The 15916-nt window shown below is 65.2% G+C and carries 18 protein-coding genes; 12 read left to right on the forward strand and 6 right to left on the reverse strand.

Annotated elements, in window-relative coordinates:
* Positions 1 to 191: 191 nt before the first annotated feature.
* Together CVM73_RS16825 and CVM73_RS16830 are read left to right on the forward strand one after the other, a co-directional pair.
* Positions 192 to 3362, forward strand: coding sequence for a CheR family methyltransferase (locus CVM73_RS16825; RefSeq protein WP_100233067.1), 3171 nt, complete (start codon positions 192 to 194; stop codon positions 3360 to 3362).
* Positions 3362 to 4120 (forward strand): Crp/Fnr family transcriptional regulator, encoded by a 759-nt coding sequence (locus CVM73_RS16830; protein ID WP_100233068.1) that lies wholly within the window; start codon positions 3362 to 3364, stop codon positions 4118 to 4120. Before CVM73_RS16825 ends, CVM73_RS16830 begins: the two co-directional genes overlap by 1 nt.
* Before the next feature lie 73 nt (positions 4121 to 4193).
* Here the strand turns inward: CVM73_RS16830 and CVM73_RS16835 are convergent, their stop codons facing one another.
* A complete protein-coding gene (locus CVM73_RS16835; RefSeq protein ID WP_100233069.1) occupies positions 4194 to 4388 on the reverse strand; it encodes a hypothetical protein in 195 nt (64 codons plus the stop codon).
* 271 nt (positions 4389 to 4659) lie between these two features.
* Here CVM73_RS16835 and CVM73_RS16840 point away from each other — a divergent pair, with 271 nt between their 5' ends.
* Complete coding sequence (locus CVM73_RS16840; RefSeq protein WP_245452316.1) at positions 4660 to 4866, forward strand: hypothetical protein; 207 nt, start codon at positions 4660 to 4662, stop codon at positions 4864 to 4866.
* A gap of 19 nt (positions 4867 to 4885) precedes the next feature.
* Complete coding sequence (locus CVM73_RS41745; protein ID WP_430641304.1) at positions 4886 to 5203, forward strand: hypothetical protein; 318 nt, start codon at positions 4886 to 4888, stop codon at positions 5201 to 5203.
* Between the two features lie 25 nt (positions 5204 to 5228).
* On the opposite strand, the gene CVM73_RS16850 is transcribed toward CVM73_RS41745, so the two are convergent.
* Positions 5229 to 5504 (reverse strand): hypothetical protein, encoded by a 276-nt coding sequence (locus CVM73_RS16850; RefSeq protein ID WP_100233136.1) that lies wholly within the window; start codon positions 5502 to 5504, stop codon positions 5229 to 5231.
* 236 nt (positions 5505 to 5740) lie between these two features.
* Here CVM73_RS16850 and CVM73_RS16855 point away from each other — a divergent pair, with 236 nt between their 5' ends.
* A complete protein-coding gene (locus CVM73_RS16855; protein WP_100233137.1) occupies positions 5741 to 5950 on the forward strand; it encodes a hypothetical protein in 210 nt (69 codons plus the stop codon).
* 104 nt (positions 5951 to 6054) lie between these two features.
* Complete coding sequence (locus tag CVM73_RS16865; RefSeq protein WP_100233070.1) at positions 6055 to 6243, forward strand: hypothetical protein; 189 nt, start codon at positions 6055 to 6057, stop codon at positions 6241 to 6243.
* On the opposite strand, the gene CVM73_RS40335 is transcribed toward CVM73_RS16865, so the two are convergent.
* Positions 6240 to 6497 (reverse strand): hypothetical protein, encoded by a 258-nt coding sequence (locus CVM73_RS40335; protein WP_208639213.1) that lies wholly within the window; start codon positions 6495 to 6497, stop codon positions 6240 to 6242. The genes CVM73_RS16865 and CVM73_RS40335 overlap by 4 nt on opposite strands.
* 285 nt (positions 6498 to 6782) lie before the next feature.
* On the opposite strand from CVM73_RS40335, the gene CVM73_RS16875 reads away from it, so the two are divergent.
* The gene (locus CVM73_RS16875; RefSeq protein ID WP_100233071.1) at positions 6783 to 7157 is read left to right on the forward strand and encodes a hypothetical protein; all 375 of its coding nucleotides are present in this window, start codon (positions 6783 to 6785) and stop codon (positions 7155 to 7157) included.
* 4 nt (positions 7158 to 7161) lie between these two features.
* Here CVM73_RS16875 and CVM73_RS16880 read toward each other — a convergent pair whose 3' ends face one another.
* Together CVM73_RS16880 and CVM73_RS16885 are read right to left on the reverse strand one after the other, a co-directional pair.
* Positions 7162 to 8430: a polysaccharide deacetylase family protein gene (locus CVM73_RS16880; RefSeq protein WP_100233072.1), complete on the reverse strand. Its 1269-nt coding sequence runs from the start codon at positions 8428 to 8430 to the stop codon at positions 7162 to 7164.
* Between the two features lie 157 nt (positions 8431 to 8587).
* Positions 8588 to 9394 carry a polysaccharide deacetylase family protein gene (locus CVM73_RS16885; RefSeq protein ID WP_100233073.1) on the reverse strand — a complete coding sequence of 269 codons (807 nt, stop codon included), beginning with the start codon at positions 9392 to 9394 and terminating at the stop codon, positions 8588 to 8590.
* Positions 9395 to 9476: 82 nt separating this feature from the next.
* On the opposite strand from CVM73_RS16885, the gene mgtE reads away from it, so the two are divergent.
* The 4 genes from mgtE to CVM73_RS16905 all read left to right on the forward strand — a co-directional run bounded on the left by mgtE (position 9477) and on the right by CVM73_RS16905 (position 13349).
* Positions 9477 to 10898, forward strand: coding sequence for a magnesium transporter (gene mgtE / locus CVM73_RS16890; RefSeq protein ID WP_100233074.1), 1422 nt, complete (start codon positions 9477 to 9479; stop codon positions 10896 to 10898).
* Between the two features lie 180 nt (positions 10899 to 11078).
* A complete protein-coding gene (locus CVM73_RS16895; protein ID WP_100233075.1) occupies positions 11079 to 11381 on the forward strand; it encodes a helix-turn-helix domain-containing protein in 303 nt (100 codons plus the stop codon).
* 179 nt (positions 11382 to 11560) lie between these two features.
* Positions 11561 to 12379, forward strand: coding sequence for an aldo/keto reductase (locus tag CVM73_RS16900; protein ID WP_100233076.1), 819 nt, complete (start codon positions 11561 to 11563; stop codon positions 12377 to 12379).
* 49 nt (positions 12380 to 12428) lie between these two features.
* On the forward strand, positions 12429 to 13349 hold the full coding sequence (locus tag CVM73_RS16905) for a hypothetical protein (RefSeq protein WP_100233077.1): 921 nt from the start codon (positions 12429 to 12431) through the stop codon (positions 13347 to 13349).
* A gap of 1047 nt (positions 13350 to 14396) precedes the next feature.
* Here CVM73_RS16905 and CVM73_RS16920 read toward each other — a convergent pair.
* On the reverse strand, positions 14397 to 15110 hold the full coding sequence (locus CVM73_RS16920; RefSeq protein ID WP_100233079.1) for a DUF599 domain-containing protein: 714 nt from the start codon (positions 15108 to 15110) through the stop codon (positions 14397 to 14399).
* 124 nt (positions 15111 to 15234) lie between these two features.
* On the opposite strand from CVM73_RS16920, the gene CVM73_RS16925 reads away from it, so the two are divergent.
* Complete coding sequence (locus CVM73_RS16925; RefSeq protein ID WP_100233080.1) at positions 15235 to 15897, forward strand: glutathione S-transferase family protein; 663 nt, start codon at positions 15235 to 15237, stop codon at positions 15895 to 15897.
* The last annotated feature ends 19 nt before the right edge of the window (positions 15898 to 15916 follow it).

Genomic DNA, 15916 nt, shown 5'->3' on the forward strand with positions numbered 1-15916 from the left:
CTGCGCTGAGCTCGAGCATGGCGTCGAGTTCCTCCGCCGCCGGCCAAGCATGGACCAGGCGGCCGGGGCTGACCACGTTGAAGGCTTCGGGACATTTTTGCGTTTGATCTGTTGGGATAATATTGATTTCTGCTATTTGCAGGAGCCGGGCGCCTGTCGGTCCCGGCGAGCGAACGAGAGCCACCAGAGCCATGCACGACGTCGGCGACCAGCCGGTCCAAGGAGAGCGCCAGATCAAGACTCCGCTGATCATAGGAGTAGGCGCCTCGCCCGGTGCGCTGGACAGCATCGAGCGCTTCTTTGCCAAGCTGACCGTAGCCGCCGATCAGGCCATCGTGCTGGCGCTTCAGCATCATGAGCCTTTCGACGAGCCGCGGCTGCGCGGGATCGTGCAGGCGTCCAATGGCGGCAAGGTCGCCGATATCGGTGACGGCCACACGATCGAAGGCGGCATGATCTATCTGTGCCCGCCGGCGATGATCACCACGATCCAGAACAACCGGTTCGCGATCCGCAAGGCCGAGCAGGCGCCCGGCGAGCGCGCCACGATCGACAGCTTCCTGGTCTCGCTGGCTGAGGAGCGCGCCGAGCAATCCATCGGCGTCATCCTGGCCGGCACCGGCGGTGACGGCACGCTCGGCACGGCGACGCTCAAGGATCACGGCGGCCTCGCCATCGCCGAAAGGGTGACGAGCCGGGATGAGGCTGAGCATCTGCGCAACGGCAACACGCCCGCCGCCATCGCCGACTATGTGCTGCCGCCGGAGGATATCCCCGAGCACATCCAGGTCTATGCCCGTCATCTCAGGCGCATGGAGGAGAAGCAGGGCTTTGACGAGGTGCTCGCTGCGGCCGCGTCCTCGCTGTCGCGCATTGCCGACATCCTGCGCGCCAAGACCGGCAATGATTTCCACGGCTACAAGCAGAACACCTTCCTGCGCCGCGTGCAGCGGCGGATGCAAGTGGTCCAGATCGACGAGATTCCTGCCTATGTCGATTACTTGCGGAACGACAAGGACGAGGCCCAGCACCTCTTCAACGACCTGCTGATCGGCGTTACCGAGTTCTTCCGCGACAAGCGCGAATTCGAGGTGCTGGAAACCCAGGTCATCCCGAAGATCTTCGAGGGCAAGAGCGCCGGCCAGCAGGTGCGCATCTGGGTGCTCGGCTGCGCCACCGGCGAGGAGGCCTATTCGATCGGGATCCTCCTGCGCGAGCATATGACGCGGATGGAGTCGGCGCCGCAGGTCCAGATCTTCGCCACCGACATCGACGGACGGGCGCTTGCCACCGCGCGCGTCGGCCGCTACCGCACCAATATCGAAGCGGACATGATCGGCGAGCGCCTGGCGCGCTGGTTCGTCCGGGAAGGCGACACCTATTGCGTGGTGAAGGAGCTGCGCGAGATGTGCATCTTCTCGCAGCACAACGTCATCAAGGACGCGCCGTTCTCCAAGCTCGACCTCGTCTCCTGCCGCAATCTGCTGATCTATCTCAATGCCGAGCTGCAGAACCGGGTGATCCCGCTGTTCCACTTCGCGTTGCTGCCGGACCGCTACCTGTTCCTCGGCAATTCCGAGAACGTGACGCGGCACCCGAAGCTGTTCGCGCCGGTCGACCGCCGGGCGCGCATCTTCAAGAAGCTGGAAACCGGAACGCGGCTGCCGCCGGAATTTCCGATCACGACCGTGGCGGGCAGGGCGCCGGTCGAAGTGCCGGCGATGCGCTCGTTCGGTCCCGACGTCGGCCTGGAGCGGCGCGCCCAGCGCATCGCAGAGCGCTATGCGCCGGCCTACGTCATCACCGACGACAACTTCCAGATTCTGCACTTCTCGGGGCGCACCGGCCGCTATATCGAGCCGACGGCGGGTGCCGCCTCGCTCGACCTGCTTCAGCTCGTGCACCGCGATCTCCGCCTGGAATTGCGCACCGCGCTCAGCCGCACGGTCGAAACCAACGAGCCCGTCCATGCCGAGCAGGTGCAGCTCGGGGTGAACGGTCACCGTGTCCTGGTCGACATCACGGTCGAGCCGGTCCAGGACGGCGCGGGCGGTCACCGCAATTTCGTCGTGCTGTTCAAGGATGGCCCGGTCCGCACGATCGAGGTCGATCAGGGCAATCCGAGCGCGCTGGTCCGCACCGAGCATGTCGAGCGCCTCGAAAACGATCTGCGCGCCACGCGCGAGCGCCTTCAGGCGACGATCGAGGAGCTGGAGAGCACCAACGAGGAGCTGAAATCCTCAAACGAGGAGTACCAGTCGCTCAACGAGGAGCTTCAGTCCGCCAACGAGGAGCTGGAGACCTCGCGCGAGGAATTGCAGTCGGTCAACGAGGAGCTGACCACCGTCAACGGCGAGCTGTCCCATCGTGTCCAGGAATTGACGCGCGCCACCAGCGACCTCAAGAATTTCCTCGAGAGTACGCAGATCGCAACGGTATTCCTCGACAATGATCTGCGCGTGATGAACTTCACGCCCGCGATCACGCAGCTCCTGCATCTCGTCGAAACCGATACCGGCCGGCCGATCAGCCATATCAAGGCGCGCATCCCGATCGAGGAGCTCTATGACGACGTCCGCCGCGTGCTGCGCACGCTGGCAAGCATCGAGCGGGAGCTGAGCGCGCCGGACAGCGGCACCCGTTTCATCGTGCGTATCCTGCCGTACCGCAGCATCGACAATTTCATCGCGGGCGTCGTCATCACCTTCATTGACGTCACCGCGATCACTCGCGCCGAGGAGCGCCAGCGCCTGCTGCTGGCAGAGCTCCAGCACCGCGTTCGCAACACGCTCGGTGTGGTGCGGTCGATGTCCCGCCGCTCGGCGGAAACGAGCTCTACCGTGGAGGAATATGCCTCTCATCTCGACGGCCGTCTCAACGCCTTCGCCCGCACCCAGGCGCTGGTCACCCGCGATCCCGAAGGCGGCGTCGATCTCGAATATCTCGTGATTGAAGAGCTGCTTGCCTACAATGCCCGCGAAGGCGAGCAGATGCGTGTCTCCGGGCCGAAGGTGCGCTTCCAGCCCAAGGCGGCGGAAACCTTCGCACTCGCGATCCACGAGCTCGCGACCAATGCGCTCAAATACGGCGCCCTGAGCCAGCCGACCGGTCGCATCGAAGTGACCTGGCGCGTCGATGAGAGCGTCGAGCCGGCGGAGCTGGTGTTCGAATGGCGCGAGCGCGGCGGGCCGCCCGTGACCCCGAGGCCGCGAAAAGGATTTGGTACCGAACTTCTGGAGCGTACGCTGGCGTTCGAGTTGAAGGGGCAGACGACAATGACATTCAACCCTGCCGGGCTGCAATGCACAATCAGCATCCCCCTGAGCAAGCGCGCCTTCCACACACCGGTGGTGGCCGCCTGATGCCGTTGTCGACGGTCGATCGTAGCGTCCTCGAGCCGGTCATTCGCCGGCTGAGTGCGCTGAGGCCGTTGTCGACCGAGGCCCGCGCATCGCTCGAATATGCCATGCTCGAAGGCCTCCAGCGTGTCGGATCGGGCGAGGACCTGATCTCCGAGGGCGACCCCGTCGACAGCGTCCGCGTCGTGCTGTCGGGCTGGCTCTGCCGCTACAAGACGCTCGAGGACGGGCGGCGGCAAATCGTCAATTTCATCTTTCCGGGCGAGAGTTGCGACGCGCATGCGTTCCTGCTCCCGGTGATGGATCATTCCATCGCGACGGTGACGCCGGTGATCTACAGCGAGATCAAGCGCGCGCGCTTCGAGAGCCTGCTGGCAGGCGAACGTTCGCTCGCGGAGGCGTTCTGGTGCGAGACCCTCGTCAACATCGCCATCCAACGCGAATGGGCGATCAATCTCGGTCGTCGCGTGGCGGTCGAGCGCGTGGCCCATCTGTTCTGCGAAACGTTCGAGCGGCTTCGCGCCGTGGGAATGGTCGACGGCAATTCCTGCGTCATGCCGGTGACGCAAATGGATCTCGCGGATGCCACGGGATTGTCCATCGTTCACCTCAATCGGACTCTTCAGGAGCTGCGCGCGGCGGGGCTGATCATCCTGCGCGAGCGGATGCTGACCATCCCAGACCTCGATGCGCTCAAGAACGCGGCCCTATACTCGCCGAGCTATCTGCAACTCTATCGAAGGGCTGAAGCGACGCGATGAAGCCGGCCGTGCTTCGCTCGGGACGCGCTTCGTCGGTGACATCCCGCCGGAACGGGAGGTGCCCCTCTTGCGATCATCGCGCTTTGCGAAGCTGCCCGTCCTGCGCACCATCACCTTGTTCGCTTGGAAAAGGCGCGTGAGTTCGTCGGCCGAGAAATGTATCGGGTCGGGGAAGCGTCAATACCTCCCACGACTCACGGATGGCCTTGCGAACCTGCTCCATGTGCTTCTCATCGGACTGCAATGGATAATGAGTCTGCTTCGCCATCAGGCGCTCCCCTGAACATGCAGGCGGGAGCACCACTGGTCTCTCAGCCACCGGCGCCTACGGCAGGACCTTAGCCGGTGATGAAGTGACCATACACGTGCCGCGGCGCTTCGGCCAAGGAAATCAGGGGATCTGCCGGTCAATTCCGTTCCGGCCACCAGTTATTGGTTGAGGCGGGGTCCGAAGCGGTTGTGATCGCTTGATCCAAGTTAATCAGCGAAGCTTTTTTAGCGATTGGCGCGTTTTGAGTAACTTATGCAAGAGCGTGCTGTTGAGCTCTGTTGCATCATGGCTGATGCCTGACGCCCTGCTTGCCCGCGCTACACGCGCTATCGAAGAGAGCCGCGCCCTCCGGGAGCAGCACAGACAGGCTGCGGGTCGCTACGGCGAAGCCGTGAACGATTTGCGTTTGGCCATCATGGACAGCGCCATGCTTCGCTCGGAGATCAAGGCGCGCCGGGACAACGAGGAACCGTAGGTCCGGTGTTTTCGCAGAAATGAGCAACCGTTCCTCCTCCGCAACGTTGATCGTCTGCGAGGCTGCGCGGCTCGGCACCCATCGGACGTCAGAACGCAATGGCGCGCTCGACCTCATGCACCAGGGAGAACGCCTGATGACGACGCGACATCGATTCAAGCACGTTGACACTCTGGAGGCGCGGCTGGCCGCCGAGGCGGAGCGGCTGCGCGAGGAAGCCAGCACGCTTCCGCCCGGCGCTGCGCGCGACGAGATGTTGCGCAAGGCGCGTCAGGCGGAGACGGGATCCCAGATGAGCGAGTGGCTGCGGTCGCCGGGCCTGCAGCCGCCTGATTAGATTGCCGGGCCGGCGGTGCCCGCCGCTAACGCCGCTTCGCAGCTTTGGTTCGCCGGCTATAGGGCGAGCGGTTGACGGGCCTTAGCGAAATCCCCTCGCGTTGCGCCTTGCTGCGGATGGCCGCGACCGGGCGCTGAAGCTTCATGCTCATCACGCCGGTCGGCGTGTTGCCTTTCGCGAGTTGCTTCAACTTGCTCACGTCCGCAGGCGTCCACCGTTCGCGCGCGCGGCGCTTGTAGGCGGGATTTGCCTTCCCATGATGATCCTCCTTCAAGTCGTTCTTGAACATGCGAATCGGCATTTCGGTTCCGGCGCAGTCCGGATCGAGTGGTCGCGCGCCTGACGCTGAGCGCAAAATCATGCAGCGTTAACTTATTGAAATGCCGGAACCGGCTGTTGCGGCGGAAGCTGCAAACGTTGCCGGGCTGGGCCGCCTCAACCGGCAAGCGACTTGAGTGACGAGAGAGCTTGAACCCCAGCGCCCGATCCCCCGCCGGGGCCGATTTCCTTCCGTGCGAATTATCCGAAATAATGCAAATGACCGGCAAACGTAACCGCAGGAAACAGACCCAATCGCTCCAGGAGCGGTTGGCCGCCTTCGCCGAAAACGCCCGCGAGCGCGCCCGCGCCCTGCCGCCCGGCAGGGAACGCGAGATGCTGCTGCGACGCGCCAAGCAGAACGAAGTGACCTCGAGCCTGACAGACTGGCTGAGCGCGCCCGTCTCCCCAAGACGAGGACAATCGTAGTGGGGAGCATCAAGGCGCGCGGGTCGGCGGCATGGACGAATGCGTCGCGATGTGCCGCTCCTGCGCCCAATCCTGCCGCGCGATGGCGGCCTGAGGAGGGGCCCATGCTGGAAGACAAGCTCAAGGAAGCGATCGTCGGCGAGTTGCAGCGTCAGGCCGCCGACCGGCCGCAATCGCTCAGCGTCCAGGGCGCGAACGAAGTGAGCCGCTCGGAGGAGCTGACCGTCAACGGCAAGATCGACCTCGGCGCGCTGGTCATGGTGATCGCGGGATCGGTCGCGGGCGGGCCCTAGCCATACTCCTCGCCGATGCCGTATTCCCGGTAGATCTCCAGCGGGTCGAGCTCGGGAAACAGGCGGCATTTGGCCTGCGCGAGGTGCAGGCTCACCGCCGCCGGCTCCTTGCCGTTCGCGAGCAGCTTGCGGATGTCGTCCATATGCGCGTTCGGCCGGTGCTTCGGCTCGAGCTGCTCCAGCGCGACCAGGGCGGTTGCGAGCGCCTCGGTCAGCACCCAATCGTCGTGGCCCGTGATTCCCTTTTTCGGCATCGGCAGACCCCAGATGTGGCGGCAGGTCCCAAGTCTACCGCGACTTCGGCCAAATCGCCATTGAGCCGTTGCAGCTGCCGGCGTCGACGGAGAGCGGCGGCGTGCGCCGGCTTGCATTATGGCCGCGTGTGGCTAAAAGGCGGCGGGTGCGGGGCGATCGTATCTTTGTTGAAATAAACTTGGCGTAGACGGGCCTGCACGGCATCCAGGCCGGCTGTTCCGGTTTGGCCCCTGATCCCGTACGCGCAACGATCCGATTGCGCTACCCTCAAGGCTCGAGCGCGCATGGTCTTTCTTAGCTTCGTCTATCGCTTCTTCACCAACTTCGCCTTCATGGCGATGGTCTATTTCAGCCTGAACTTCATGGAGAAATATCAGAACCGGGCGATCATCGCGATCCTGGTGCTGGTCTATGCCGCCATGCGCGCGGCCTCGACGCTGCGCGCGTTCTACTTCTTCCAGAAGATCGAGAAGCTGGAGGCCGAGACCAGGCGCCTTCAGGCTCCAATCAATGACGGTTCGGGCGGAACCTCGGCGCGCAAGCAGGTCGTCGCCGACGTTGCGCGGCTGCGGCGCGATGGCGAGCTCAAGTCCTATATGGACCTGTTTTTCCTGGCGCTGATCGTGCTGCTCTGCGTCGCCGCAATCATGCGGCAGTAGCCGCTCAAGCGCGCTTCTTCACGCTCGTCGCAACGCGGGTCGGGCGGGGCGTCGTGGTCTTGGCCTGAGCGGCATGCTTGGGGGCGGCCGGCGCCGTATGCGCGGTCCGGGGATGGTGTGGCTTGACGGCCTTGCCGTTTGCGGCCCTGTCCTTGCCCGCGCGGGGCGTCTCGGCCGCCATGGCCAGCCGCGTCGCGGCACGCCGCGACAAGGTCGTGGACAGCAGCACCTCGACCGAGCCTTCCGGGATCGTAAAGAGCGCGCGGCTGGGCACAGGCAGGGTGGATGCGATGTCCATCTGCCCCTTGGTCCGGAGCGGCAGCAGCGGCTGATGCTCGCCCCGGGCATTGAGGTCGGCAGCCGCGGGCGCCGGCAGCATCCGGGTCTGCGCGAAAACGAAATGCGGCACGCGCGGCCACCGTGCGATCGGCGTCGTCTCGGATGGCGGATGCAGCAGCCATTCGACCTGGGTGGTGGGCGTCGCCGGCCGCTCGGCCGTCGCAGGCACCACATGCACGATGCGATAGCCGCGCGCCTTGAGGTCGCGGATGATCTTCGGCAGCGCCGCCACCGTGCGGGCCTGGATGTCGTGCAGCAGCAAAATGCCCTTGCCCTTGGCCTCCAGCCGCTGGATCGCGAGCTGATAGACGCGGTCGGACGACACGTGCCGCCAGTCGTCCGCCGGGAAGTCGGCGCTCCAGACCTGGATGCCGCGCGAGATCAGGTGGTTCTCGACGCCCTCGGCGCGCATCAGGCCGGGAATGCGGAAGAACGGGGCGAGCTGGGACGGATCGGTCATCGCGGCCGAGGTCCATTCGATGCCGCCGTTGATCTCGGCCTCGGCCTTTTCGATCGGCATCCGGTCGAAGGTCAGCGGATGATCCATGCTGTGCGTGCCGACGGTGTGCCCCGCCGCGACCAGCTTGCGCACGCCTTCCGGATTGGCCTTGGCCTGGTTGCCGACGATGAAGAAGGTCGCCTTGATGCATTCGTCGGCGAGGATCTTGAGCACCTGGTTGGAATATTTCGGTATCGGACCGTCGTCGAAGGTGAGGACGACCTCATGATCCTTCAACGGCAGCGTCTCGCGGTACTGCATGGTGCCGATCAGGGGATGCTCGCGCGGATCGACAACGAGCGTGCGGGAGGTGCCAAGGGCGTCCGGATGGCCCGGGCAGTCGGCCGCGAGCGCGGCCGGCGAACCGACGGTCAGCATTCCCAGACAAAGGACGATCCACGATCGCGTCCGCAGAACAACGCTACTTCCGATCATGAACCTCGTCTGCCCCCATGCAATTGGCGCCTAAATAGGTCGGAGATGGCCCAAAACGGTTCAGCCGCAGCCGCCCCTCATCTTTGCACGCCGTAGCATGAACAGAGTGTTAATGGGTCCCAAATCACCCATTTTGGGCCGGCGTGACATTCCGGCATCAATGCGCGTCGGCGTTCTTCTGCAATGTGCCCGCCGGTACGATGTGGACGACCCGATAGCGGTTCTCCCTCAGATACCGCAGGAAGGCCGGCATCATTGCGGCCGTGCGCGCCTTGTTGTCGTGGAAGAGGATGATGCCCTTGCCGCTCGCGGCGAGGCGCTCGGTGACGAGCTTCAATTGCTGCTCCGGCGTCATCTCCTCCCAGTCGCTGGCCCATAAATCGGCCCCGAACACAACGATGCCGCGCGACTGGAGCAGGTCGAGCTGCGCTGGTGTCGACTCGAAATAGGGAAAGCGGAAGAACGGCGTCGAGGGTGGCGTCGTCGAGGTTCCGTGCAGCGCCATTTCGTCTGCGGCGATGCCCCGGTCGATGTCGGCCATGGCCTTCTCGAACGGGATCCGCGCCATGAGCGGATGCGAGAAGCTGTGATGGCCGACGGTGTGGCCTTCGCGGGCGATGCGCTTGACCATGTCGGGATGCTGCGAGGCGTGCAGGCCGATCAGGAAAAAGGTCGCGCGCACGCACTCCTGCGCCAGCGCCGCCAGCACCTTCGACGTCGTCGGCGGGTTCGGCCCTGCGTCGAAGGTCAGCACGACCTCGCGATCGGCCAGCGGCAGCGGCTGCGGAAAGCTCTTCACGCCGACGCGCGGATAGGGCTTGGCATCGACGCTGAGGACGCGCGAGGTGCCGAGCGCGTCCTTGCGCGTGCACTCGGCGGCATCCGTCGCGGCGATGCCAATGACAGTCGCGACGAGCGCGCCCGCCATGGTCGAGGTCCACCTCAGTCGCAGCATCTTTGTCATTGCGCTCCGAGTTGCCTTGTGGGTATTGCCTGACCGTCAGCTCAGATCATTCGTTCCAACCTGTCAAACGGCGAGGCGCGCCATGGATGAACATATGGACGTTGCCCCTACCGCTTCTGATTCGGTACTCGACCACGTGCCGATGCGCAATGAGGACGGCGAAATTCGTCACGAATTCGTCGAGGAAATTGCCCGTGCGATCGAGGCCGGCGACAGCGCGGCGCTGCGTGCCTGCGTCGCGGAGCTGCACGAGGCCGATCTCGGCGATCTGATCGGCGCCCTCGAGCCTGATGACCGCGTCCGCCTGGTCGAGCTCACCGGCCGTGATTTCGACTTCTCGGCGCTGAACGAGGTCGACGAGACCGTGCGCGAGGAGATCCTCGAGGAGCTGCCGCCGGAGACGGTCGCCGAGGGCGTCCGCGAGCTCGAATCCGACGATGCGGTCGAGCTCCTGGAAACCCTCGACGCCGAGGAGCAGGAGGAGATCCTCGAGAAGCTGCCGCTCAAGGAGCGCGTCGCGCTCGAACGCAGCCTGCTCTACCCGGAGAACTCCGCGGGCCGCCGGATGCAGACCGAGTTCATCGCCGTGCCCCAGGATTTCACCGTGGGCCAGGCGATCGACTACATGCGCGAGACGCCGGATCTGCCCGACCGCTTCTATGAGATCTACGTCGTCGACAAGGACCAGCACTGGCAGGGCGCGGTGCCGCTCGACGTGCTCCTGCGCACGCGCCGACCGGTGGCGCTGACCGAGCTCACCGACGAGGACCGCCGCCGCGTCTCCGTCCTGGAGGACCAGGAAGAGGTGGCGCGCATGTTCGGCAAGTACAATCTCGTCGCCGCACCCGTGCTCGACACCCAGGACCGCCTCGTCGGCGTCATCACCGTGGACGACGTCGTCGACGTCATCGAGGAGGAGGCGGACGAGGACCTCAAGGCGCTCGGCGGCGTCACCAGCGACGAAGAATTGTCGGACACCGTCCTGACGATTGCGCGCGGCCGTTTCAACTGGCTGCTGGTGAACCTCGCCACCGCGTTCCTGGCGTCCTCCGTGCTCGGCCTGTTCGAGGGTCAGCTGGAAAAGATGGTGGCGCTCGCGGTGCTGGCGCCGATCGTGGCGAGCCAGGGCGGCAATGCCGCGACCCAGACCATGACGGTGGCGGTGCGGGCACTGGCGACGCGCGAGCTCGGCTCCTCCAATGCCTGGCGCGTGGTGCTGCGCGAGGCGCTGGTCGGCCTCGTCAACGGGCTCGCCTTCGCCGTGATCACGGGCATTGCCGCGGTCGCCTGGTTCAAGATCCCGGGACTCGGCATCGTCATCGGGCTGGCCATCATCTGCAACCTCGTCGCCGGCGCGCTCGGCGGCATCCTGATCCCGATGGCGCTGGAGCGCGTGCGGGCCGACCCGGCGGTGGCGTCGGGCACCTTCGTGACCACCGTGACCGATGTGGTCGGCTTCTTTTCCTTCCTGGGGATTGCGACGCTCTGGTTCGGGCTGAAGTAGCTTTCACCCCGCGGTCATTCCGGGGCGCGCCTCTTGGCGCGAGCCCGGAATCCATTTGTCGGCGTGCCCCGGTGCACGATGGATTCCGGGCTCGCGCTTCGCGCGCCCCGGAATGACGGCGGCGATCATCTTTAATCCGAATTTAAGCGACCTGCCGCATCATCGCCTGTGCTTGGGGGAATGAGCATGCGGTTGCGGCTGAAGGCGGACGGACGGATCGTCGAATTACGGGATGGGCAGGAATTTCCGGTCCAGCCTGCGGCCAATGCCGCGTCGGGTGATACCGGCCCGCTCGCGGTGCGCGACTTGCGGCGCCGTGCCTGCCTGACCCAGATGGAGTTCGCCGCCAAGCTCGGCGTGCCCGTCGAGACCATCCGCAACTGGGAGCAGGGCAAGCGCGCTCCGCGGGGGCCGGCCCGCGCGCTGCTCGCGGTGATCGCGCATGCGCCCGACACCGTGTTCCAGGCGCTCGCCAAGGCGTGACGTCAAGGCGTGACGTCAAGGCGTGACGTCAAGGGGTGACGTCAAGGCCTGAAGCCTGGTGCGAACCTCCTGTTAGCATTGCCCTGAATATCCGTCCCGATAGCACTGACGTCCGTTGGCAACCATCGCGGACGAGGTCCATAATGTCGACCGGGGCTGCGTAACAGAGAGGATTCCTCATGCTGTTCGTCGAGGCCAATGGCGCAAGGATCCCGGCGATCGGGCTCGGGACCTGGGAATTGGAAGGGCGCACCTGCGCCCGCGTGGTCGAGCAGGCGCTGCGGCTCGGCTATCGCCACCTCGACACCGCCCAGGTCTACGACAATGAGCGCGAGGTCGGCGACGGCTTGCGCGCCTCCGGCGTGCGCCGCGACGACGTCTTCCTCACGACCAAGGTCTGGACCAACCATTTCGCGCCCCACGATCTCGAGCGCTCGGTCAAAGAAAGCCTCGCCCGTTTGCGGCTCCCCTCGGTCGATCTGTTGCTGCTGCACTGGCCCAATCCCCACGTGCCGCTGGCGGAGACGCTGGGCGCGCTGTCGCATGCGAAGCGCATGGGGCTGACCCGCCATATCGGCGTCTCCAATTTCACGGTGGCGCTGATCGAGCAGGCGGTGGCGGCCTCGCCGGAGCCGCTGGTCTGCAACCAGGTTGAATATCACCCTTATCTCGACCAGGCGAAGGTGAGGGCGGCCTGCGACCAGCACGGCCTCGCGCTGGTCGCCTACAGCCCGATTGCCAAGGGGCGCATCAAGACCGACCAGACGCTGGCCGAGATCGGGCGCATCCACCGCAAGACGCCGGCGCAGGTGTGCCTGCGCTGGCTGGTGCAGCAGAATGTCGCTCCGATCCCGCGCACCTCGCGCGTCGAGCGCCTGTCGGAGAACATCGAGATCTTCGATTTCGAGCTGTCGGAGGACGAGATGAGCCGGATCGCCGCGCTCGCCAATCCCAGGGGACGCCTGACCGACTTTGGCTTCGCCCCGAAATGGGATTGAGAGGGGCCCGGGGTATGCTAGGACCGCGACGGCAACCCAAGTTCGGTCGATGGAACTGCGGAAGATCATACGGACGGATATTGCGGCGTCGGCAATCGCTCATCTGACGCTGGTGGCGCTGATCATCGTGATCAGCGAGGTCCATCCGTTTCACGCTGCGCCGCCTGAGACTGTCACTGTCGACATCGTCACGCCGGAGCAGGTGAAGCAGGAGGAAGCCAAGGCCGAGGAGAAGGAAGAGGCGAAGGAGAAACCGCCGGAGCCGCTTCCCGATCTGAAACTGCCGAAGCTGGATGCCACCGACAAGGCGGACGCAGCGTCGAAGCCCGCGGCCAAGCAGCAGGCTGCTGCACCAACGCCGTCACCGCAGGCCTCGCCCGAGCCACAGCAGAAACAGCCGCAACCCTCACAGGCCTCGAAGCAGCCTGAGGCCGACGTGCAGCCGCAACAGCCGCCGCAGCAAGCTCAGCCTCAGCCGATGCCGCAACCGCCGCCTCAGGCGATGCCGCAGCAGCAGGCTGCGCCGCCGCCGGCCTATCAGGCGCCCCAGCCGGACGTCACCGTCAAATACGGCGTCATGTTGGGCCTGCCGCCCGAATTGCCGCCCGAGCCGAAAGGCGCGCCCAAGGACGACGGCGGCGATGCCAAGGATTCGATCGCAGCCAAGCTGCCGGCCGAAGTCATCGCCGCGCTTCGTCGTCACTTGCGAAGCTGCGCCAAGCTGCCCGCCGGGGTCGCGCCGACCGATAACGTCCATGTCAAGCTGCGCACGGTGTTCGCCACCGACGGCACGCTGGCGCGCGAGCCCATCCTGATCGAGGCGCCGCCGTCCGCGAAGGGCGTGGCCATCGTCAAATCCGCAATGAGCGCGCTGCAGAGCTGCCAGCCCTACAATATGCTGCCGGCCAATTTGTACGGGGAATGGAAGGTGCTGGACCTGCCGTTCAGTCCGAAGGATTTTGGGTCGTAGCGCTCCATCCGGGCTACGGCATCGTTGCCTGTGTCGCCCTCTGTCAACCCATTTGCGCCAAAATATTCCGCTTTACCGAAATTCGGAAATGGCGTATGTGTCGCCCATCCCGGCTCATTCTTGAGGGGCGATCATGTGGTCGTCATTGTCGCGAGCTGGGCTTGCGGTGGACGCGGCAGCGTCGTGTGCGAGATGTCAAGGGCAGGGCGGATTGCTCTCCGTGAGCCCAAAGGCTTCGTGCGGACGAGCGGCGCTGCTAGGCTTCGTCTCGTCTGTAAGTTTCCGGCTTTGTCGACAGGGTCGGGAAAACTGCGGCGAAATGGCGGGCCGTGCGTACGGCAAAACCGTGTGGTCCTGGCCGTCGTTGCTACGGCTAAGCGCTTGCGGAGGCGGCAGTCGCGTCAACCGGCGCGGGTGCCGGTGAATTTCGTGAGGGCGAGGGAGGCCAGAAGGAACTCGGCTCCCGGGAGAGCACGGCATAAGCCGTCCGACCATCGCGCAGGGAAGGCCGAGTGATGGCCACACCTGTATGCTGCTGTGCGGTCTTCTTGCGTGTGCTTTTCGCGCAGCGGACCGCGGGTGCGAGGTCAGCACCCGGTCTTCCCTGCGCCCTCTTGGACAAGAGGGCGGCGAGATGAAGCAAAGCTCGGGCGAAATCAGCCGCGGGAATGAATACGCACGTCTGCGGCCACACATTCGCTGTCATCGCCCGGCTTGACCGGGCGATCCAGTACTCCGAGACGTTTGTGATTGAACCGAGCGGCCGCAGCGTACTCGATTCCCCGCCCCAGTGCGCGATTGCGCACAAGGCGGAGAATGACAGTGATACTTGGAGGACGCGCCGTCGCCTCACACTCCGTCATTGCGCGCGCGCCACGCCGCTCACGTGCCCCGGACGCAGCGCAGCGTCCCCGGCGATGCGAAGCATCGTCCGGTGCGATGCGCTGCAGAGCCGGGGCCCATCCATCTGTGCCGTACCATGTGGCCCTGGGTCCCGGCTCTGCGCCGCAACGCTTGACGCGTTGCAGCTTGTCCGGGATACGCGCCTCAATGACCACGCTTCCGCGCTTCTTCGCCATCCACCTCCGGCGCCATCGCGGCCCAGGCACTGGACGCGAACTGCCGCCGCCAGGTTACGACCACCACGGCTGCGGTGGTCACGAACAGCACCCACGGGCTGACGAACCAGCCGAGATAGCCGAGCGCGAAGAAGAAGGCGCGCTGGCCGCGGTTGAAATGGCGGCCGGCGGATTCGAACAGGCGGGAGGTGCGGATGACATGGGCTTCGGCCTCCGGCGTGTCGCGCCGGTCAGCCGGTGGCATGCCGCCGAACAGGATCGCGACATAGTTGAACAGGCGGTAGGCCCAGGCGAACTTGAAGAAGGCATAGACGCAGATCAGCACCAGGCCGACGCATTTCAGCTCCCACAAGGCGGGCGGGGTGCTGAGGTCGATCGGCAGCTTGCTCAAAATCGTGATCGCGTCGTTGGTGGCGTGGAGCAGCGCCAGCGCGCCGCCGATCGCGAACAGGCTGGTGGAGGCGAAGAAGGCGGTGCCGCTCTGGAGCGAGGCCATGATCTGCATGTCGACCATGCGCGTCTCGCGGTCGAGCAGCCGGCGCACCCAGACCTCGCGATAGCGGTTCATGCGCGCCGACAGGCTGTCGCGGCCATAGGCCGAGTGCTCCAGCGTCAGGGCGTAGACCAACCATTCGATGATGAAGAAGCCGACCGCGGCGATGTCGACCCAATGCCTGCTCATGTCTGTCTCCTGGCCAGGGCCGCAACGATTGCCACGCATGACGGGGCGCAGCAACGATTGATTGGCAGCAGGCGATGGCGCTAAAAGCAGCTCGCTCTAGGACGTCTCGGGAAGGACTGATGACATGGCTGCGCTGAAACTCGCGATCGGCAACAAGAACTACTCGTCATGGTCGATGCGGCCCTGGCTCGCGCTCCGCGCCAACGACATCCCGTTCGTGGAGACGCTCATCCCGCTCTACACCGACAATCCCGCGGACAAGGAGCAGATCCTGTCTTTCAGCCGCGCCGGCAAGGTGCCCGTGCTGGTCGATGGCGACGTTACGGTGTGGGATTCGCTTGCCATCATCGAATACATCGCCGAGCGCTATCCGGAAGTGAAGCTGTGGCCCGACGATGTCGCTGCGCGCGCGCATGCCCGTTCGGTGTGCGCCGAGATGCATTCCGGCTTCGCCGCCCTGCGCAACGAATGCGGCATGAACCTGCATCGGCCGATCCGCCCCGTGGCGCTGTCGGCGGACGCCAAGGCCAACATCGCACGCATCGAGGAGATCTGGCGCGAGTGCCGCACCCGCTACGGCGCGAAGGGGCCGTTCCTGTTCGGCCGCTTCGGCGCGGCGGACGCCATGTATGCGCCGGTCGTGCACCGCTTCCGCACCTATGCGATCGAGGTGGCGCCGGACACCAGGGCCTACATGGAGACGATGATGGCGTTGCCGGCATTCCAGGAATGGACGCGCGACGGGCTGGCCGAAACGCTTCGGATCGCAAAGTTCGAGGATGCCTGATCGTCGGTCCGGCCGGGCC

This window comes from Bradyrhizobium forestalis (genome assembly GCF_002795245.1).
In the GTDB taxonomy this organism is placed as follows: Bacteria; Pseudomonadota; Alphaproteobacteria; order Rhizobiales; family Xanthobacteraceae; genus Bradyrhizobium; species Bradyrhizobium forestalis.